At 33.6% G+C, this 19994-nt stretch carries 10 protein-coding genes and 1 pseudogene; 7 read left to right on the forward strand and 4 right to left on the reverse strand.

What is annotated here, in order from left to right; all coding sequences use genetic code 11:
• Nucleotides 1-12 precede the first annotated feature (12 nt).
• The 6 genes from H4683_RS19115 (at nucleotide 13) to blsG (ending at nucleotide 18254) form a co-directional block, all read left to right on the forward strand.
• Nucleotides 13-6534 (forward strand): non-ribosomal peptide synthetase, encoded by a 6522-nt coding sequence (locus H4683_RS19115; protein ID WP_192600429.1) that lies wholly within the window; start codon nucleotides 13-15, stop codon nucleotides 6532-6534.
• Between the two features lie 59 nt (nucleotides 6535-6593).
• The gene (locus H4683_RS19120) at nucleotides 6594-13790 is read left to right on the forward strand and encodes an amino acid adenylation domain-containing protein (RefSeq protein ID WP_192600430.1); all 7197 of its coding nucleotides are present in this window, start codon (nucleotides 6594-6596) and stop codon (nucleotides 13788-13790) included.
• 12 nt (nucleotides 13791-13802) lie between these two features.
• Entirely contained in the window at nucleotides 13803-15071 is a 1269-nt protein-coding gene (locus H4683_RS19125; RefSeq protein ID WP_192600431.1) for an MFS transporter, read from the forward strand.
• A 286-nt stretch (nucleotides 15072-15357) separates the two neighbouring features.
• A complete protein-coding gene (locus H4683_RS22030) occupies nucleotides 15358-16017 on the forward strand; it encodes a GHMP family kinase ATP-binding protein (protein ID WP_338062501.1) in 660 nt (219 codons plus the stop codon).
• 24 nt (nucleotides 16018-16041) lie between these two features.
• Nucleotides 16042-17076 (forward strand): GntG family PLP-dependent aldolase, encoded by a 1035-nt coding sequence (locus H4683_RS19135; protein WP_192600438.1) that lies wholly within the window; start codon nucleotides 16042-16044, stop codon nucleotides 17074-17076.
• Nucleotides 17077-17111: 35 nt separating this feature from the next.
• Entirely contained in the window at nucleotides 17112-18254 is a 1143-nt protein-coding gene (gene blsG, locus H4683_RS19140) for an arginine 2,3-aminomutase (RefSeq protein ID WP_192600433.1), read from the forward strand.
• A gap of 42 nt (nucleotides 18255-18296) precedes the next feature.
• Here the strand turns inward: blsG and H4683_RS22525 are convergent, their stop codons facing one another.
• Genes H4683_RS22525 through H4683_RS22535 form a run of 3 tightly spaced genes read right to left on the reverse strand, consistent with a single transcriptional unit; the run spans nucleotide 18297 to nucleotide 19407 of the window.
• Complete coding sequence (locus tag H4683_RS22525) at nucleotides 18297-18746, reverse strand: transposase (RefSeq protein ID WP_192600439.1); 450 nt, start codon at nucleotides 18744-18746, stop codon at nucleotides 18297-18299.
• A complete protein-coding gene (locus tag H4683_RS22530) occupies nucleotides 18697-19080 on the reverse strand; it encodes a hypothetical protein (protein ID WP_192600434.1) in 384 nt (127 codons plus the stop codon). Before H4683_RS22530 ends, H4683_RS22525 begins: the two co-directional genes overlap by 50 nt.
• Nucleotides 19081-19128: 48 nt before the next feature.
• Nucleotides 19129-19407, reverse strand: coding sequence for a hypothetical protein (locus H4683_RS22535; RefSeq protein ID WP_192600435.1), 279 nt, complete (start codon nucleotides 19405-19407; stop codon nucleotides 19129-19131).
• 281 nt (nucleotides 19408-19688) lie between these two features.
• Here H4683_RS22535 and tnpA point away from each other — a divergent pair, with 281 nt between their 5' ends.
• Nucleotides 19689-19874, forward strand: a complete 186-nt coding sequence (gene tnpA, locus H4683_RS22540) for an IS66 family insertion sequence element accessory protein TnpA (protein WP_420826590.1) — start codon at nucleotides 19689-19691, stop codon at nucleotides 19872-19874.
• Here the strand turns inward: tnpA and H4683_RS21615 are convergent.
• Nucleotides 19821-19994 (reverse strand): annotated as a pseudogene (locus H4683_RS21615) (transposase); the annotation flags it as partial. The gene tnpA and the pseudogene H4683_RS21615 overlap by 54 nt on opposite strands.

The raw sequence follows: 19994 nt of genomic DNA on the forward strand, positions 1-19994 counted from the left end.
GGAGGAGAGAGCATGGATTCAAGTATAAACAACATTGGTTTATCAAAGTTAGAAGAAAACCTCTTTCAAAAGTTAATCCAAGGAAATGATGCACCTTTGATTCAAAAGGTTAAGACTAATCCGAGAGAAAATTCATTTCCTGTGTCGTATTCACAAAAAAGGTTATGGTTTTTAAATGAGTTATACCCAAAAAACCCTTTTTATAATGTTCCATATGTTATTCATTTTAAAGGGAATCTCCATATTGAATATTTAAAGGAAAGTCTTTGGATGTTAATAGACAGACATGAAAGTTTAAGAACGTCATTTCAGGAAATTGATGGAACGCCAGTTCAAATAGTAAATGATAATTACCAAATTGAAATTCCATATAATTGTTTTGAAAAATTGACAAGAGAGCAAATTGAAAAAAAAGCTAATGATATTATTTTAGATGAAATAAGGAAACCATTTGACTTGGAAAAAGGTCCGAATGTCCGTTCTAGAATAATACGCTTGGACGAACATGAGCATTATTTTGTTTTCAATATTCATCATATTAATTTTGACGGATGGTCGGCGGAGATTTTCTTCTCAGAACTATCTGAACTTTATAATAATAAACTGTGTGGAACTGTAGCAAATTTATCTGAACTTGAAATCCAATACAAAGACTACTCTATTTGGCAACGGGAGTGGTTAGAAGGTGAGGACTACAATAATCAACTAAAATATTGGATAAAACAATTAAGTGGTGATCTTCCTCTTTTATTATTACCTAATGAAAAATCAAGGACTAAACAAACTTTTAATGGTTCCTTTATCCCTTTTAGTATTAACAAAGAAGTGTATAAAGAGGTAAAAAAACTAAGTATAAAAGAAGGGGTCTCTGTCTTCATGACCCTATTATCCATTTTTAAATTATTGTTATTTAATTATTCTGAACAGGAGGATATACTCGTTGGAACTCCTATTGCAAATCGCAATCATAAGGAATTAGAAAGTTTGATTGGTTTTTTTGCTAATACTCTTGTTTTACGAACAGAAATATCAGGGAAATCCACTTTTCTTGAATTGCTTCATAATGTTAAAAAAGTTTGTATCGATGCATACACTTATCAAGATATACCGTTTGAAAGAATTGTTGAAAAACTCGCACCCGAACGCAACTTTGGTCAAAATCCTTTGTTTCAAGTATTGTTCAATTTTTACGAATCACCTGACTCAATATCATTTAAAAATTTAGAAACACTTTTTATTGATGTAGATAACAAAACCTCTAAATTCGAAATACAAATGGAGTTAACGGAAAAAGATGGTGGTTTATATGGCATAGTTGAATATAATACTGATTTGTTTCACAAAGAAACAATTGAAAGGATGATTAGCCAGTATCAAAAGCTGGTTGAGAATATTATTAAATATCCGGGTAAAAGTATGGAAGAAATACCTTTATTAATAGATGAAGAAAAAGATATTCTTTTAAATAAATGGAATAATACTGCTTTTCAATACTCTAATCAAAAGTGCTTACATCATTTATTTGAAGATCAGGTGGTTTTAAACCCGGAAGGTATTGCTATTGTTTTTAATGGAAATACAATGACTTATCGAGAATTGAATCAGCGTGCAAACGCTATCGCCCGTCATCTAAAACAACAGGGGATAGGACCGGATGTTCCGGTAGGTATACATTTACAGAAATCTTTTGATATGGTAATTGCTGTTTTAGGTGTCTTAAAAGCGGGAGGGGTTTATGTACCTTTAGACCCTAATTATCCTAAAGATCGTTTAGAGCAAATTATTGATAACTCTCAGCTGTTACTTATATTGACGCATAATAGTTTATTTGAGAAATCTAAAGATTTTAATGTACCAAAAATTTGTGTTAAAGAAATCCGGCATGATTTAAGATCAAATATTGATAATGTGCAAAGTGATGTTCATCCTAAAAACTTAATATATATACTTTCAACATCAGGATCTACAGGAAGACCAAAGGCTGTTTCAATGACTCATCAAGCTCTAGTAAATCTTATAGTCTGGCAGGAAAATAAATGGTCTCACCCTCAAAATAATAGATCGCTTCAATTTTCTAGTCTGAATTTTGATCTGTCATGTTTAGAGATTTTCTCTACATTGCACTCAGGTGGGACCCTTGTCATTCCAAGTGATTCAGTTAGAAATGACCCTAGATTATTGTTGGAATTGATCTCTAGTGAAAACATTGAAAGGGCAAGTTTTCCATATGTTGTATTACAACAATTATCTGAAACCGCTTCCCAATTAATCTCATTAGAATTTAACTTAAAGGAAATTGTAGTTACTGGTGAACAATTGAAACTTACTCCACAAATTCGTACATGGTTGAAAGGATTTGAAAAATGCGTTTTACATAATCAGTATGGCCCCTCTGAAACGCATGTTGTAGCAACACATACAATATCTAATTTTGATGAGGAAGAAGACTTACCGCCGATTGGACGGCCGATTAATAACACAAAATTGTATATACTGGATACAAAATTGAGATTAGTACCAATTGGTGTGGCTGGTGAATTATATATATCTGGGGATTGTTTAGCGAGGGGATACTTAAATCAAGCCGATATCACTAAAGAAAGCTTTGTGAAAAACCCTTTTAGTTTAGATCCAGATGCACGTATGTATAAGAGTGGAGACTTTGTTCGCTATCAAGCTGACGGAAGTATTCAATATTTAGGTAGAGTTGATAGACAAATTAAGATTAGGGGTCACAGAATTGAACCACGGGAAATAGAGTCAATACTTAACCTTATCCCTGGTGTAAAAGATGCGGTAATTCATGTAAAGAATGATCAATTTGATCAACCATATCTTGTCGCATATTTTCTATCCACAGAAAATGTGTCTGTAAGTTCTAAAGATTTGAGACAAATATTAATTGAAAAAATTCCTATTTCTATTATCCCAAGATTCTTTATTCAGTTAAAAAAAGTCCCATTAACTCCTAGTGGGAAAATAGATTATCTTGCTTTGCCAAGTATTGATTTTGATTCACAAGATTCAAATAAAAATATTGAGCTGGAAACACAAACCGAAAAAGACATTTATCTTATTTGGAGAGAAGTACTTGGAATTAGAGTTATTTGTAGTGAGGATAATTTTTTCCACCTGGGTGGCCATTCACTTTTAGCAACTCAGGTAATATCTCGTATACGAAAAAAGTTTGATATTGATATACCACTTCGATTGTTGTTTGAATATCCAGTCCTAAAAGATTTTTGTAATAGACTGGATAAGAATAGAAAACTAGCACCAAGTATAATAAGTAATACAATTCATACTATACATGAAAAAAATGAGTTCCCATTATCATACTCCCAAGAGCGTATGTGGTTTTTTGATCAATTGGAGCCCGGAAATCCTGTTTATAATCTGGATTGTACACTTGAAATATCAGGTGAATTGGATATTGCTCTTTTAGAAGAGAGCATTAATTCTGTCGTAAAAAGGCATGAAATTTTACGAACAATATTTAAAGTAGTCGAAAACAACCCAGTACAGATAGTTACTCAAAATGTTTATATTAAAATGAAAATTATCGATTTACAAAAGGTATCAAGAAAAACTGTATTGGATTATGCAAAACAGCTTGCAATAAGGGAGTCGAATCAATCTTTCAAGCTTTCTGATGGCCCTCTAATTAGAGCGAATATCTACCACTTGGGACCAAAATGGTATCTTTTCATGTTAAATATGCATCATATAATTACTGATGGATGGTCTATGAATCTATATAAAGAAGAGCTTTTCAAGAAATATAAATCTTTGCTATCAAATATGGACACACGGATTATCAATATGCCTATACAATTTAAGGATTTTGCTTATTGGCAAAGGTCGCAAAACGAAGATACATTTAAGGAGCAAATGGATTTTTGGAAAGAAAAACTTAGTGATGATCTTCCTGTTCTAAACCTGCCTACTGATTACCCAAGACCTAAGGTGAAATCTTTTAATGGGGACAGACTAGACTTTTCAATTAGTACAAATCTAACTGATAAACTGAAAAAATTCAGTCAAAAACATGAGGTTTCTCTGTATATGACTTTAATAACTGGCTTCAAAGGATTGCTTTATCGATATACAGGGCAAGAAGATATTATTATTGGTACCCCTATTGCTAACAGAAATCAATTAGAAATAGAAAATTTAATTGGCTTTTTTGTTAATACACTTGTTCTGAGAACACAATTAACCTCATCTATGTCTTGGAATGATTTGTTAATGAAAATCAAGCAAACTTCCTTAGATGCATATGCTAATCAGGACATTCCATTTGAGAAAGTAGTCAAAGAGATTCAACCTGAGAGAGATTTAAGTTTTTCTCCTTTATTCCAAGTAATGTTTGCATTTCAAAATATACCAGATGATTCATTGGAAGTCCTTAATGATTTTAAGACTACTAATATTGATATTAATACAAATTCCTCACTTTTCGATATCAGTATTTCAATAGTTGAAAAAGAAAACAGATTAATTGGAGTAATCGAGTATTGCACAGATTTGTTCCGTAAAGACACAATTCAAAGAATGATTAATCATTATAAGATACTACTAGAAGGATTTATAGATAATATTGATCAAGATTTGCTCGAAACGTCTATGTTAAGTTTGGAGGAAAGGCAAACGGTACTTGTTGATTGGAACCAAACTGAAAAGTTTATTACTGAACCAAAATGTATCCACCATTTAATTGAAGAGGTTGGGTTATCTTATCCAGATAATATTGCTGTAGAGTATAAAGATGATTTGATAAATTATAGGGAATTAAATCAGAAAGCAAATCAATTAGCTCAAATTCTAAAAGGTATGAATATAGGTCGGAATATTCCGGTTATACTTTGTATGGAACGTTGCCCCGAATTAATAGTTTCCATTCTTGCTATTTTAAAAGTGGGTGGTGCATACGTTCCACTTGATCCTAAGTTCCCGCAAGAGCGATTGTCTTACATGGTTGATGACACCCAATCGCCTGTTATATTAACAAAGTCTGAATATATAAACTTATTTCTGGGGTATGAAGATAAGATTGTTGTTTTAGATGGACTACAGATTCAAAATAAGTTAGAAAAAGTATTACCGGTGGATATTATTATAGAGAGCGATTCTGACCAAATAGCTTATATTATTTATACATCTGGGTCTACTGGTCAACCCAAAGGAATACCAATTACTCACAAATCGTTGGTTAACTTTAGTATTGATGTATCAGGTTTATCTGAAATTGATATTAATTCACGAGTTGGACAATATGCGAGTATTAGCTTTGACATGTCCATTTCCGACATTTTTATGACTTTAATTAATGGAGCTACTCTAGTTTTAAGCCCAGATTATGTTTTGTCTGCTCAAGAGTTTTCTGATTGGTTGGATGAAGAAAGTATTTCTTTCATTTGTATTCCAACAGCTTATTGGGAACGCTGGGTTTATGAATTGTCGAGAGGGAACGTTTTCATACCTTCCTCTTTACGAATGATTCAAATTGGAGGAGAAAAAGTTTCGTTAGAGACATACAAAACTTGGTATAAAGTTTCCGATATGATTCCTTGTATGATTGGTTATGGTCCTTCAGAAACTACGTGTGCTGCAACAATATATAAACCTGACTACAACTTCAATTATGATGAGATTGAAGGAGATCTTCCAATTGGAAGACCTATTTCCAATACGGAGGCTTATGTTCTCAATAATAAAATGCAACCATTACCTATTGGTGTTGCTGGTGAACTGTTTATTGGTGGGATTGGATTGTCCCCAGGTTATTTAAACCTACATGAGTTAACGGAAAAACAATTTATTCACCATCCTTTTAAAAGTGGTAAGAAACTGTATAAAACTGGGGACAGAGTTAAGTTACTGCCCGATGGTAATATTGTTTATTTAAATAGACTTGACGATCAAGTAAAATTACGTGGTTTCCGAGTAGAACTTGGTGAAATTGAGGTTTCACTTGAGAAGCACCCATACGTTCAGAAAGCAATAGTGATGGTGAGAGATGATGTAATTGAGGGGGGGAAACAATTAGTAGCTTATGTTCAATCAAAAGATACAGGAGAGCCACTAGAAATCGATCAATTGCAACAACATTTACGAGAGATAATCCCATCATATATGGTTCCATCTTATTTTGTTATAACAAAAGAATTTCCTTTAAGTCACACAGGTAAAATTAACAGAAAATTATTAACGAAGCCAAAGAGTATTGTACAGAAAAAGAAAATTCGTATTCTACCTTCAAATGAAACTGAAGAAATAATGCTAGAAATATGGGGGGAAACTCTAAATTCTAACTCTATCAGTATGGACGATAACTTTTTTCATTTAGGTGGACACTCCCTTTTAGCTACCCAAGTTGTTTCTCAAATCAGATTAATATTTGGGGTAGATATTCCTCTAAAGAGAATATTTGAATACCCTACAATCGCCGAAATTGTAAAAAGTATGGAGTACGATTCAAGAATTACACATGAAAACATAGTTAAAAGAAAGAGGATATTAAAGAGATTTTAAAGGATAGTAATGTATATATTATTCTCCCATTGACTTGAATAATAAAGGAGTTGCTCAGGTTGTCTAAAGAAAAAATACTTAATTTTGAAGAAGAGGAAAATTTTAATGAGTATTATGTTTTTCCAGCATCGTTTGCTCAAAAGAGATACTATTTTTTAGATAAATTATTGACTGATTCCTCTGTTTATAATATACCTTTGTTTTTATCCTTAAATGGAGAATTGAATATACCTGCCCTAGAAAAAACTATATTTGCTCTGATAAACAAACATGAAGCGTTAAGAACACATTTTACTATCAACCAAAATGAACTAGTGCAAGTGATAAAACCAAAGTTCAAATCTGTATTAACAATAAAAAAGTTTCAAAATCAATCTCAAGCAAATAAATTGATGGGAAAGGAAGCAAAAAAGCCATTCGACTTAAATAAAGGACCACTATTTCGAGTGACTTTATTAACTGATAGCTATATGGACCATTTTTTGTTAATTAACATGCATCATATTATATCTGACGGTTGGTCTGTTGACATCATGTTTAAAGAGTTTCTGAGCATATACCAATCTTTTCTAGATTGCAGTACTTCAAATCTAACGGAGCCACCATTCCAGTATGCAGATTATTCAATGTGGCAGGAAGAACAATTTCAAAAAGGAATATTACAGCACCAACTACTTTATTGGAAAGAAAAGTTAAATGGAGATTTACCAGTACTGCAAATGCCGTCTGAACGACCAAGACCTAAAGTTGTTAGTAATAGAGGAGCATATTATGAATTTACACTTCCTGAGTTTTTTTCGAAAGAAATTAGTCAGATATGTAAAGTTGAAAATTGTACACTTTTCATTGGAATGCTAACAACGTTCAATGTTCTGATTAGTCGATATACACACCAAGAAGACATTGTTGTTGGAACCCCTATCGCCAATAGAAATCGGAGTGAATTTGAAAAGACTGTGGGCTTGTTTGCTAATACTCTTGCCATAAGGACTGACCTTTCTGCTAATCCTACATTTAAAGAATTATTAAACCGAGTTCGGGAAGTGACGTTGGAAGCTTATGATAATCAAGATATTCCTTTCGAAAAAATTGTAGAGGAACTAAATCCAAATAGAAGCACAAGTCATACTCCTATATTTCAAACAATGTTTCTCTTAAATAATAAACAGGAAATGGATTGGGAATTACCTGGATTAGAAATTAAGCCTGTTAAATTTGGAACAGATACAGCTAAATTTGAACTAACTTTGGATATGGAAACTACTACCGAAGGATTAAAAGGTGTATTAGAGTATCAAACAGATTTATTTGATAAAGAAACTATCATCAACATGGTTGATCATTTTAAAATACTGCTAACAGATATTGTTCAGAATCCTGAGAAGCCGATTCGAGAATTACAAATTTTAACGAAATTAGAAAAAGAAAAACTCGTAACATGTTCAACTAAAAACCCAATTGAACCTTTGTGTAGCCATGAACTCTTTGAAATACAAGCGAAGCAATACCCAAGTTCGATAGCAGTAACATTTGAAGATGATTCTATAACTTACAAAGAATTAAATCGTAAAGCAAATCAGTTAGCTCAATATCTGCAGAGAAAGGGCGTTGGACCAGAAGTATTAGTAGGGTTGTGTGTAGAGCGATCTATTGACTTGGTTGTAGGCGTTTTAGGTATTTTGAAAGCTGGTGGTGCATATGTGCCAATTGATCCTAGTAACCCTAATGCTAGATTAGAATATATCATTCAAGATGCTGGCATTAATCTATTAGTAACCCAAAGTCACTTAGAAAACAAATTCTTAAATTATGATATTCAAAGTATATCTCTAGATAAAATTAAGTCTGCAATAAAACAAGAGAGCATGGAAAATCCAATAAGCTTAGTACAACCAGATAATCTCGCTTATGTTATTTATACATCAGGGTCTACGGGGAATCCAAAAGGCACCCTTATACCACATAAGAATATACCTAGATTGTTTTCTTCAACATATGATTGGTATCGATTTGATAATAATGATACATGGACACTATTTCATTCTTATGCATTTGATTTTTCAGTTTGGGAAATTTGGGGAGCATTATTATATGGAGGAAGGCTAGTAATTGTTCCATATTGGGTTAGCAGGGACACTGAGAAGTTTTATGATTTACTAATTCAAGAAAAGGTTACTATTTTAAATCAAACTCCCTCAGCATTTTATCAATTAATGAAAGTCGATAAACAAAGGTTACTGACTACAAATGTTCTCAATTTACGATATGTTATTTTTGGAGGTGAAACTCTAAATTATAAATCGCTACTTCCATGGTTCGATAAACATGCAGAACAAAAACCTTTGTTAGTTAACATGTATGGTATTACAGAAACTACCGTTCATGTTACGTATCGACCGATTAACTTAAGTATATTAGAAAATGAAATAAGAAATGTGATAGGCGTTCCAATCCCTGACCTTCATGTTTTTGTACTAGATTACTATAAACAGCCTATGCCTAGTGGTTTGCAGGGAGAAATATATATCGGGGGAGCTGGTTTGGCTAGAGGATATCTTAATCAACCCGAATTAACATCGGATCGTTTTATTGATAATCCTTTTAGCCAAGAACCTAGAAAACTATATCGAACAGGGGATTTAGGTAAAATACTATCCAATGGTGAGATAGAGTACTGTGGTCGGATAGATAATCAAGTGAAAGTTCGCGGTTTTAGAATAGAATTAGGGGAAATTGAAGCGAAATTATCTTTACATCCTGGGGTACGAGAGGCAATTGTGATTGCCAAAGAAGATATTCAACATAATACGCGGTTAATAGCGTATATAGTTTCTTCTGATACTACTACAAGCAAAGAATTACGAAGGTTCCTTAGTGAATTACTTCCAGAGCATATGGTGCCTTCTCAATTTATAAATATCGAAGCTTTTCCTCTTACAAACAACGGTAAAGTCGATATTAATTATTTGCCGAGTTCCATTAACGAAAGTAATGAATTAAAGGACGTATACATTGGACCTGAAAACGAAATCGAGGAAAATATTATTAGTATTTGGTCAAATGTTTTAGACAGAAAATTTATAGGAATTAATGATAATTACTTTGAATTAGGTGGGGATTCTATTAAAAGTATAATAGTCTTATCCTCATTAAAAGAGTATGGATTTAATTTAGAAATGCAAGACTTATTTCTCTATCAGACCATTCGTGAATTGGCACTTCACGTCAGAAAAAAAGATGACTCTCCAATACAGCTAACAAAGGGAATTCCATTAGTTTCTGAAAATGATTTAAAAAGAATACCTGATAATATTGAAGATATTTATCCTTTAACGAAACTTCAAGAGGGAATGCTATATCATAGTGAGGTATCAAATTCAGCACTATTATATCATAACATTTCAAGTTTGAAAATTAGCGCACCATATGCAGAAAACAAATGGGTTCGGGCGATAGATAAACTATTTTCACGCCATCCAATTTTAAGGACATCCTTTGATTTTACTTATTTTAGTGAACCTATGCAAATAGTTCATAAAAAGGTTGAAGCGCCAATTATTTTCACTGATATAACACATTTATCTGAAGACGAGCAGAAAGCAGAAATGGAAAGAGTATTTGAAATCGAGAAAGCTACTCCATTTAATTGGGCTGAAGCTCCTCTCTTAAGGATAAAGGTTCAAAAAATTTCTGAATCATGTATACAAATGCTGATTATTGAACATCATGCAATCCTAGATGGTTGGAGTGTGGCTTCGTTGCACACGGAATTATTCAGTTTATATCAAGCGGAAATTTCTGGGAACTTACAAATAGTAAATAACAAACCAAAGGCGTTATTTAAAGATTATGTTGAATTAGAAAGAAAAGCAGTTCAAGATTTAATACAAAAAGACTTCTGGATGGATAAACTTTTTGATATGACACTTAATAAGATTCCCCGTTGGAACCTTGGAAAAAGTAAATCTGAGATGAATATATTAGAAGTTAATATACCTAAAGAATTGTCCGATGGAATTAGAAGCATGGCAACGAACTCAAAGGTTCATGTGAAGAGTGTATTACTAGCTGCTCATTTTAAAGTACTCTCTATGCTAAGTTCATCCAAAGATATTGTATCAGGAGTTGTCTATAATGGCAGAGTTGAAGAAATTGATGGCGAAAAAGTTCTAGGACTATTTTTAAATACACTTCCGATGAGGCAGCATATTTCTGAAGGAACATGGTTAGATCTAATTAAAACTACTGCACAAGAAGAACAAACTCTTTTAAAGTACCGTCGTTATCCTATGTCTCAAATTCAACTAGATATTGGATCGGCAGAATTATTCGAAACATTTTTCAATTTCACGAATTTCCATATATATAGGTCTATAGAAGATTTAAAAGACATTGATGTATTTGAGGAGTCGGGTATATCAAGTACAAACTTTCCATTCGGTGTAGAATTTGGTCAAGATTTATTTACAATGGATATAGTAATGTCGTTAAGGTGGGATCAGTCTGAATTTAATGAAGAACAGATTGACTTAATAGGGCAATATTATTTGAACGTACTAAACTCGATAGTGGATAACCCTCAACAAAAAACTGATAGTATGTATTTTTTAACAGAGCAAGAACATAATAAAATAGTTGATTGGAATGATACAAAGAAACATTATAATGAAGTTCATATTCTTCATAAGATTATTGAAACCCAAGTGAAAAAATCGCCGTCCAATTTGGCACTAAAATTTGAGAATGAAAAACTGACATACGTCGAGATGAACAATAAATCTAATTTTTTTGCAGAAATATTAATTAAGCAAGGCGTGCAACCTGGTGATTATGTCGGTGTTTGTTTAGAACGTTCAATTAATATGGTTATTAGTTTACTTGGAATCTTAAAGGCTGGTGCTGCTTATGTACCTATTGATCCTGAAAGCCCTAGGGGTAGAGTTAGAGATTTAATAGCAAACTCAGGAATCTCTATTCTGATTACTAGTCAGAAGTTTAAAGAGCAAGTCTCTGATTGCATTATAAACATTCAGTGGGTCGAAGAACTAGATAAAACGTTAATAAATGAGTTTATAAATAATCCGAATGTTCAAATGTCTCAAAGAAATGTTGCATATATGATTTATACTTCTGGCTCAACAGGTAAACCAAAGGGTGTTATGGTATCTCATCAAGCAATTTGCAATAGATTATTGTGGAAACAAGATTATTTTAAATTAAGAGTCGAAGACAAGGTATTACAAAAAACACCGTATACATTTGATGTGTCAGTTTGGGAATTCTTCTGGCCCTTAATCACCGGAGCATGTCTAGTTATCGCCAAACCAGATGGTCACAGAGATTCTCATTATTTGCTTAATCTTATTCAGAATGAGCAGATTAGCACCATTCATTTTGTACCCTCAATGTTACAAGAGGTTCTAGAAGAAGATATTGGGAAATGTAAAAGTTTGAAGAGAGTGTTATGTAGCGGAGAATCTTTACCTTTTGATTTACAGCAGCGCTTCTTTGAAAAATCATCAAGTGATTTATTTAATCTTTATGGTCCTACGGAGGCAGCAGTAGATGTTAGCTACTGGAAATGTGAAAGAGATGGAACTAAAACGGTTGTACCAATAGGAAAACCAATATCAAACATTCAACTATATATATTAAATTCTCAGAGAAAACCTGTACCAATTGGCGCGATAGGTGAACTATATATTGGAGGAATTGGTCTAGCAGAAGGATATCATCAACTTCCTGAACTTACGAAAGAAAAGTTTATCCCTTCTCCATTAAGTAATAAGTCACAAGAAATTCTTTACCAAACAGGTGATTTGGTAAGGTATTCCTCCGACGGAAGTATTGAGTATCGAGGACGAATGGATAGTCAAGTAAAAATAAGAGGGGTCCGCGTTGAACTTGAAGAAATCGAAACTGTTATAACTACTCATCCTTCCGTTAGAGAGTGCACGGTGCTATATACAGATAATGGAAAAGGGTTCGATTTTATTAATGTTTATTTAGTTGCTAATAAAAATAAGGAAATAGATATACGAGAAGTTACCGAATATGTTAAGCACACCCTTCCTGAATATATGCTACCATTAAATTGGAGTATATTAGAAAGCATGCCACTTACAACGAGTGGAAAAGTGAATAGAATTGAGTTATCTTTACTTGAAAATGAAGTAAATAGAGTGGAAAATATCCCTCCGAGAGATCTGATAGAATGGAAGTTAATTAAAATTTGGCAAGAAATGTTTAATGGGCAAAATTTAGGTATAAAAGATAGCTTTTTTAGTGTAGGTGGACATTCATTATTGGCTCTTAGAATGATGGCTATAGTTAAGAAGGAGTTTTCTAAACAAATATCACTTTCAATGATTTTACAAAACGATACTATTGAAAAAATGGCCATTGTTATTAGAGATGAATATGAGAGTAATTCAAAGACAGCTTTAGTGAAAATTCAATCAGGAAAACTTGAAAACAAAATTCCTCTATTTCTTGTACATCCGGTAGGAGGAAATATCCTTTGTTATAAACCCTTAGCTGATGCATTGGGAAATAGTTATACAATTTATGGAATTCAATCTCCTGCAAGAGAGATAGGAATCGATGAATTAAAATCAATTGAGGAAAAAACCGATTTCTATATTAAAGAAATAAAAAAAATACAACCGAAAGGTCCTTACTGCATAGCTGGTTGGTCATTTGGCGGCGTAGTTGCTTATGAAATCGCAAGAAAGTTAACAGTTAATGGAAATCAAATAAAATTGCTAGCAATGATGGATAGTTATCTTATGAAATTCACAAAAACTCAAATTGAGGATGAGGACTTTTATATCAATGCATTTGTAAATGATTTATTATACTCTCTAGATAGTGAAAGGAGAGAAGAACTATTAAATACTATAAAATTATCTCGTGAAACTGAAAACAGATTAGACTTAATACTTCGTCTTCTAGTAGATCGAAAAATTTTTCCGGAGACAGATTTTGAACAGTTTGTTAAATACTACAACATGTTTAAGTCAAACCTATATGTACTTTCTAAATACAAACCTCTAGATTACAATGGCCCCATTCTTTATTTTAGAGCACTAAATACCTATGAAGAACACAAGAAAGTCCCAAATGAATGGGGAAATTTAACTTTAAATTTAAATCTACATGATATTAAGACAGATCATTATAATCTAATTCAACCTCCTCATTCAGATTATATTGCTGAAAAAATAAAATTATTATTACAAAATAATGATCGTTAGGTGTGTGACTTTATGAAATGGTTCTATAAAGGTTTATGGAAACACAGTGATTTTAAATATTTATGGGCAGGACAAACCATATCAATGTTTGGAAATCAAATATCAATGCTAGCATTGCCTCTTGTTGCAGCATTAACTTTAAAAGCTTCTGCATTACAAATAGGAATTCTACATGCTGTGGAATTCCTTCCATTTATATTACTTAGTCTTTTTGTCGGAGTTTGGATAGATAAAAAACCGAAACGTCCTATATTGATAGTTGCAGATTTATCAAGGGCAATAATTATCTTAGGAGTCCCAATATCGATGTTTCTGGGTATGCTAAATATGGAAATTTTGTATATAGTAGCTTTCTTCGCAGGGGGGTTTTCAGTTCTTGCTGATATTGGTCAAATGTCTTACTTACCGGTAATAATAAAGCGAAAAGACCTTATTGAAGGTAATAGTAAATTAGAATTTAGTAACTCTGCTGCTGATTTAACTGGTCAAGGTATAGGAGGTATACTAATTCAAATTTTTACAGCCCCTTTCACTTTGATAATACAATCTTTTAGTCTTATAGTTTCATCAATTTTCCTATTTAGAATCAAAACAAAAGAAAACATAATAGAATTAAATGATATGAAAAATACCACAGAGACGAGAATCTTGCCCATGATTAAAGAAGGGCTAACCTATGTTTTAAACAACAAAATAGTTCGAGCTTTATTGGTATCTTCTATTATTTTTAATTTTTTCACTATATTAATTGATCCTATATACATTTTATATTTATCTAGAACTCTTTCATTAGAGCCTATATACATAGGATTAATTTTTTCTATGTCTGGTGTAGGTGCTTTAATAGGTGTAGCTATTACTGAGCCTATTACACGTAAAATAGGCATAGGTAATTCACTAATTACCTCATTGTTAATAGCTGGAATATCATCATTATTGATTCCAATTGCGACGTTATTACCTGTAGTACCAGCAGTTTTATTATTAATGTTAATGCAATTGGTAGATGCTTGTATGCTTATTATATACAACATAAATCAAAGAACCCTTCGTACTGTTATTACGCCCGATAACATGCTTGGGAGGATGAATGCTTCTATAAGATTTTGCGTAATGGGAATAGTTCCAATTGGAGCTGTACTGGGCGGTCTTTCGGGAGATGTAATCGGTGTTCTTGAAACTCTGATAATCGGAGCCCTTGGTATAATTTTTTCAAGTATATATATATCTAGCACTAAGATAAGAACCATAAAGGAAATTCCAATAACAACTAATTCTTGATTTTTAGGGAGCTGATTTTATTAAAGAGCTTGTTAGATTAAATACTAAAACTATAGGTCAAGGACATTCCTTCGGAACCTTTGGAGAACTTTTACAGGGAAGACTAATAAATAATGACTTAGATTTTTTAGTAACTTTTCCGATATCAAAATTTTCTTATGCAAAGTTTGTTGTAGATGATTACCACAAGGAATTAAAAGTATATCCTTCGGAGAAAACAAAGTCCTTTACTTTCACATTAAATCTTTTACAGTATTTCAAATTACCACTCGTTGGTGATTTATATATTAAGAGTGATATAAAAGTGGGTAAAGGCTTATCAAGTTCTACTGCTGATTTGATTGCAGCTGCTAGAGCTGTAGCTGATTTTTATAATATGAATTTGAGTTCAGATGTTATAGAAGACATTTTAAAATCAATCGAGCCATCTGACGGCATTATGTACCCAGGAGTTACATCATATTATCATAAAAAAATAGAAAAAATTGACTACTTGGGTTGTTTACCTGGATTAGCAATAGTTAGTTTAGACGAAGGAGGGATAGTTGATACAATTGAATATAATCAAAAAGAAAAAGAATTTCTTCAATCTGAAAAAGAAATTTACAAAGTCCTTCTAAGCGAATTAACATATAATATTAAGATTAAAAACTACAGAAAGATTGGCGAAATAGCAACTCGAAGCTCATTAATGAATCAAAATCATAACTATAAAAAAAACTTGTATAAGTTATTGGATATTTGTAAAAAGGTAGAATGTCTAGGGGTTGTAACTACCCACAGCGGTACTTGCATCGGAATAATGATTAATCAATTCTGTGATGATTACCAGGAAAAAATTAAATTAACAAAAGAAAAAGTTTCCGAATTAAATGGGATAATTGATGTATATTATTCTTGGGATTTGCAAAGTGATGAGTATTTTCGAAAGATTAATTATATTTAATATAGAGATTAGGGGGAATGATTGGTGATTGAACTAAGGAGTGATACATTCACTTTACCAACAAAAGAAATGCTAGAAGCAGTCAATCCAAATTATTTAGGGGATGATATCTATGGAGAAGATTCTTACGTTTTAGAACTTGAACGAAAAGCTGCTGAAATTTTCGATAAAGAAGCAAGTATACTATTTCCAAGTGGTACTATGGCAAACCTAACAGCAATTATGGCTCATTCACCTCGTGGATCCAAAGTTATAGTAGGAAATGAATCAGATATTTATATTTACGAAGCCGGGGGCGCCTCTGTCTGTGGCGGGATAATATACGAACCTATAAATACGCAAGAAGATGGACGATTGCTAGTTCAGGATATTGAAAGGGCTATACCACTAAATAAAGAAGATCCTCAATTTTCACTACCATCATTAATATGTATAGAAAATCCTCACAATAGGATGGGGGGGAGGATATTACCTTTATCTTATTTAAAAGAAATGAGTGAGTATGCTCGTAGTAAAGAGCTTCCCATACATATGGATGGGGCTAGAATATTTAATGCTTCTCAAGCACTTAACGTGGAACCTAGAGTTATTTCTGAGCATGTAGATTCTCTTCAATTTTGTTTATCTAAGGGGCTATCTGCTCCTATAGGTTCCATGTTGGTAGGCAATAAAGATTTCATATTGAAGGCTCGTCGTATAAGAAAAATGTTAGGTGGTGGTATGAGGCAGGCTGGAATAATAGCAAGGCCAGGGATAGTAGCTCTAAACAACATGGTTAGTAGACTAAAAAAAGATCATGAAAATGCTGAAAAATTTGGGATTGGTTTATCAAAAATACCTGGAATCGAGTGCAATGTTGAAAAAATAGAAACAAACATTGTCTTTTTTAGAGTAATTGATGAACGATATTCCTTAATTGAGTTTATCAAATTAGCTAAATACAATAATTTGAATATTGATGAACTTGGCTATGGGAGGATAAGAGCAGTCACGCATTCTGGTATAGATTCAGAAGATATTGAACAAGCATTGACAATCATCAAAAAAATAATGAAATAATTTTCTAATATTATTATATTAGTGGAGGGGTAAAAATGACAGTATGTAAAGAAAAAGGTAATGAGTTACATGGAATATATGAATCGGTAGATTGGGATTGGGATGATTGGTCGCAGCACTTCCGAAGAAGAATTCAAACTTTAGATGAGCTGAAAAAATATATTGATGTAACTCCGGACGAAGAAAGTGCTATTCAGAAGAGTGCAGGAATTTATAAATGGGCTGTTACTCCATATTATGCATCCTTAATGGATAAGGAAGATCCCAATTGCCCAATCCGCCGTCAGGCAATTCCTTCCTTGGAAGAGTTTACAACATATAATTATTCAGATGTAGATCCAGTAGGCGATACAAAATATAGAGTTGGAAATAGAATAGTTCATAAATATGCTGACCGAATAATTATGCTTATTACTGAACAATGTCCAGTTTACTGCAGACACTGTACTAGAAAGTTTCACACCACAAATCTCAATGGAACTTATTTTGAATCCAGTGAATCTGAATCATATGAACCAGATTTTTTATATATAGAGAATCATCAAGAAATACGTGATGTTTTACTAACCGGAGGAGACCCATTAACCTACTCAGATACTAAACTTGAAAAAATATTAAAAAGGTTGCGTAGTATTCCACATGTTGAAATAATTCGATTTGGATCACGTTATCCAGTTTTATTACCACAAAGAATAACTAAAGAATTTTGCGAGATGCTAGAGAAATATCATCCAATATGGTTAAATACTCATTTTAATCACCCTAAAGAAATCACAAAGGATTCCGCAAAAGCTATTAATCTTTTATTAACCCATGGGGTGCCTGTTCAGAATCAAAGTGTATTACTAAAAGGAATTAACGATGATCTTGAGATTATGAAAAAATTGTTGCATAACTTGTTGAAAATTAGAGTAAGGCCTTATTACTTGTATCACTGTGACAATGTAACAGGAGTTTCCCATTTTATGACTACAATTGATACTGGTCTTGACATAATGAAGGGATTAGTTGGTCATACAACTGGATTCGCAACCCCTAGCTACGTTATAACTACTATAAACGGGAAAATCCCTCTCCCTTTAAACACTGTGGTAGAGTATTCTGAAGATGGATTAATTCTTAAAAACTACCAAGATAAAGAGACTTCATTGCCCTATTTAACACCTAAGGACAGTTAAACTGTTAATTAGGGGATACTGAACAACTCTCTTTACGCAAACTTATATGCAAGTCCGTATTGTAAACCAGACAACATATCTTGAAGCCAGTTTTGGAAAATAGGCAAAAAAGAATCCCGGAGGATCTTTTCTATGTTCATGATTAGGAATTGGAGGGCAATGACGGTCTCGCTCGTCTTCTTTAGACGTGCTTGGATAAGGCCAAGTCCATACTTGCTTGCCCTCGCCGAATTTCCCTTCGATTGCGTTTCGGTCTGCATTATCCTGCCGTTCGATTCGCTTCTGTTCTGAATTTTTCTGTTGATTTTTTGAAGGTCTGCCAAGCTTGGGCCCACTCAGCCTAATTCCTAGATCCTTGCGGTGCTGACGGTTTTCACGTGTCCGATAGATTGTATCGGCTAGAACTGCTTCAGGATAGTAACCGCACCGCTTTTTGTAACTTTCAATAGATTCTTTGAGAAGGATGCCTTCGTGATAGGCGTCCCAGCGTATGAAGGCATAACCATCCGTTAGGCTGACGGATAGCTTGGCACCGAATTTCCACTGGGGCGTTTGCTTTACCCCTCACAATCGGACGAATATGCGGTTGGTCGATGCTGACAATCCGATCTTCGATCGAATGCGATTGGGTCTTATACATGAGGGTCTGCTGGCGATGGATTTCATGGATGACAAACAGGTCAAGATATTGTTTGGGATTCAACTGATTGAGTCCGACTTGGGCGACAAGCTTTTCAATATGAAACAGATTCCGTTTGACATAGCCCAATTGACACTCGATTCCTTCCCAGATTTTCTGAAAACCCGGCTTTTGTTGTTTTGTCAAGGATAGGTATTCTTTGCGGGCTTTGACCCGGTAGGTACGTGGTTTTTTCTACTTGCCGGCAAGTGGCTTATGAAGCGTGTCGATGATTTTTTCGAGTTTCTCACGTGACTTGTTCAGCAAACCGATATCCGTAGGATAGGTGATGTCGGATGGCGCACAAGTGGCGTCTAGAAGAAGTTTGCCTTGATTCGTGAGGGAACACGGATTCCAAGGAACTTGAAGAGCTAGGCTCTTCGGATGTGTATCCATCCCCATTTGGCGGCTCGTCATCGTGATCTTTTTCATCTTTCTTCCGCTGCTCCAACACGATGGACTCATTGAGTTCATTGATTAGCTCTCCTTTTGAGTATTGCAGACATTAGGACCAGTAAATGAGGAATAAGGGTCACTGGCATGTTAATAAATGTGAATAGCTTAACAGCCATTAGAACAGAACTCATTCTAATGGCTGTTTTATTAGTTAAATCCTTTATCCTCTAACTGCTTATCATGGTTTAAATGTAAGCGCCAAATACTCCCCACCTTCTAACGTCTTTCCCATTATGTGATAATCACCTTACGATCAAAAGTTAGGAGGTTTTCGCATGACAAGAGACGAACGACGAGCGATGTGGCAAGCACGAATTGATGCATTTAAAGTGAGTGGTGAATCTAGCGTCAAGACCTGGTGTGCTGAAAACAATATCAGTTACCAAAGTATGTGTGTATGGCTCAAAAAGGATTGGCCAAAAAAGGATGTTTTTCAACACTTGAAATTTTGCTCTTCCGTACATCATTCGTTTGATTGTTTTTAACCGATTGACATGCCCTTCTACCGGACCGTTACTCCACGGCTCCTGAATGCTTAACTTGACAGAACTAATATCTTGTTCGATGCCATGAATAAATGATTGTATAAATGGATAGTCAAGTTG

Origin of the sequence: Sporosarcina limicola, from assembly GCF_014873855.1 — a bacterium.
Taxonomy (GTDB): Bacteria; Bacillota; Bacilli; order Bacillales_A; family Planococcaceae; genus Sporosarcina; species Sporosarcina limicola.

What these genes read in the sequence shown, in the direction of transcription:
- tnpA (WP_420826590.1), top strand. Translation starts at nt 19,689, where the DNA reads ATGTGGCAAGCACGAATTGATGCATTTAAAGTGAGTGGTGAATCTAGC.
- H4683_RS19115 (WP_192600429.1), top strand. Translation starts at nt 13, where the DNA reads ATGGATTCAAGTATAAACAACATTGGTTTATCAAAGTTAGAAGAAAAC.
- H4683_RS22535 (WP_192600435.1), bottom strand. Translation starts at nt 19,407, where the DNA reads ATGAACTCAATGAGTCCATCGTGTTGGAGCAGCGGAAGAAAGATGAAA.
- blsG (WP_192600433.1), top strand. Translation starts at nt 17,112, where the DNA reads ATGACAGTATGTAAAGAAAAAGGTAATGAGTTACATGGAATATATGAA.
- H4683_RS19125 (WP_192600431.1), top strand. Translation starts at nt 13,803, where the DNA reads ATGAAATGGTTCTATAAAGGTTTATGGAAACACAGTGATTTTAAATAT.